The sequence below is a fragment of the Moorena sp. SIO3B2 genome (assembly GCF_010692525.1).
In the GTDB taxonomy this organism is placed as follows: domain Bacteria; phylum Cyanobacteriota; class Cyanobacteriia; order Cyanobacteriales; family Coleofasciculaceae; genus Moorena; species Moorena producens.
In genome coordinates this window covers 1-1,939 of the sequence record NZ_JAAHHE010000750.1, presented here as the reverse complement: position 1 = coordinate 1,939, position 1,939 = coordinate 1, and the positions used below count along the sequence as shown (strand labels likewise).

General features: G+C 40.0%; 2 protein-coding genes. One reads left to right on the top strand and one right to left on the bottom strand.

Going from position 1 to position 1,939, the window contains the following annotated elements; translation table 11 throughout:
- The first annotated feature begins 252 nt into the window (after positions 1–252).
- Positions 253–432, top strand: coding sequence for a hypothetical protein (locus F6K38_RS40595; RefSeq protein WP_287265305.1), 180 nt, complete (start codon positions 253–255; stop codon positions 430–432).
- Between the two features lie 54 nt (positions 433–486).
- On the opposite strand, the gene F6K38_RS40590 is transcribed toward F6K38_RS40595, so the two are convergent.
- Positions 487–1,296 (bottom strand): bilin-binding protein, encoded by an 810-nt coding sequence (locus tag F6K38_RS40590; protein WP_287360503.1) that lies wholly within the window; start codon positions 1,294–1,296, stop codon positions 487–489.
- Positions 1,297–1,939 lie beyond the last annotated feature (643 nt).

The following is a 1,939-nucleotide window of genomic DNA, read 5'->3' as shown; positions in this document are numbered from 1 at the left end:
AAAAAAAATTAGCTATCTCCGGATATCTGATTTTAATCCCGAAAAAATTTATAGGATATGGAAAACCATAAATCGCTTCTGGATAATTTATCTTCTACCCAATCTTGATTGTGCCTTGGGGCAAACCAGGGTTAATGAACTATAAAAGGACAGAAAAGGACACTTAGTTATCTGTCCCTAACTGTCCTGGATTTTATAGTTTATTTCAAGCTAGCTTAGCTATATAAAATTTATAAAACAGAGAAACTCAAGATGCCACAACTTCCTCAAGACGAATTAATTACTTACTTAAAGGAACTTGTTAAACAATTTTATTACTTTCCACAATCTGCTAAAATATTAGAGTTGGCAATCGAGCAAATTGAACAAGTAAAGGAAGCAGAAATTAAAGCAAGGCTTCAAAGGCTAGAGGATGAGGATGAAGACTGGTAAACATTTATGGAAAACTATAACACTTTGTATATAAGCTTTAACTCAAAAAGCGACTTAGCATCTTATAGGAATTATCTTGATGAGATAGTTCAAGCAAAGGGTTAGATATTTAGCTTCTTCGGGAGCAAACCTTATACTAACCTTTTGGTTTTTAATAAAATCTAGTGCATCTACATAAAGCTGTAAATCCCTATTCACAGGAATCTTTAATTCCTTTATTGCTCTATCCATCAAGTCCCAACTTCTTACGTCTAAACAAAAATATATCAACTTCAAGTATTTTCGGATTTCTTTAGAAAATACCTCAATATCTCCTGAGTAATCTGTATCTACATTGTTTTGATTCTGTTCATAATGCTTCCTTAAAGCTGCTTCGGCAGCTTCTTGGGATAAAGCTTTTTGGTTAGCCTTGAGCCATTCCATAGCTTCAAGGCTAGCCTCCTTACGTTTTTCAAACTTACTTAGTCCTGTCTCTATTCCCTTAATGAACTCCCCCGCACGCTCCGAGTCTCCCGTATCCTTGGCTTGGATTTGTTCTATAGATTCTGATAGCAAGGATTCTTCTGAAAATAGTACATCTTCCGGTTTTAGATTTAAAGCTTTGATAATTGCGATCGCAGAATCGAGATCCACAGGTTTTCCCTTGAAGAAGCGCTTAACTGTTCTATCGCTGATTTCGTTTGCTCTTTCTGCAAGGCGGTCAAAAGTTAGGGACTTACCTTCGTCATATATTCCACTGGCTTTAGCATCTTTAAGAAGCTTTAGTCCTTCAGGACTGGCACTAACGCCACGGGGCTTGCGCTGTTTACTCATATATAACAAATCCGTCTGATTGTCGTTGTTGAGAAGGACAGAAAAGGACACTTATTGATCCGAAACTGCTGCTTGACTGACTTGTCTGGCTTCCTAGGTTGGGTGGAACAGAGTGAAACCCAACCCTGGCAATGGTTTGGTTGGGTTTCACTACCGGGTACATCTGATTAAAGCTGTTTGACCCGGTGGGTGGAACGGGCATCAGGCATGGAACAGGCATCACGGGTGAAATGGGCATCTTGCCCGTTTCATTTCCGGACGCACTGTCCTAAAACTGGCTACCGACAAAATGAGGGCGAGCCCGTCCCTAAAGCACCACTAGCAAAATTTACAAAAGTGAGATGCACCCTCGCTACCGATCCACCGCTCTAGGTAAAATCAAGGGTTTTAGGAGTAAAGTCAGTCAATAAGTCCAAAACTATGACTCAAGAGCTTAGAAAAGGACACTTATCTATCTTTGCTTTACTGTTGCTGAACTATTTTAGCGCTCAGCTTGCTCTTGGTGCAAGGCGCTGATAAGTTAGGGGCTTACCTTCGTGATCTCTTTGACTTGCTCTAGCTTGGTTAAGACGCCTTATTCCTTTAGGAGTGGCTCTAATGCTACCAAGCTTGCCCTTTTGACAGATAATCAATCCGTGTGATTGTCGTTGTTGAGAAGGACAGAAAAGGACACTTATTGATCCGAAACTGTCAC

What these genes read in the sequence shown, in the direction of transcription:
- F6K38_RS40595 (WP_287265305.1), top strand. Translation starts at nt 253, where the DNA reads ATGCCACAACTTCCTCAAGACGAATTAATTACTTACTTAAAGGAACTT.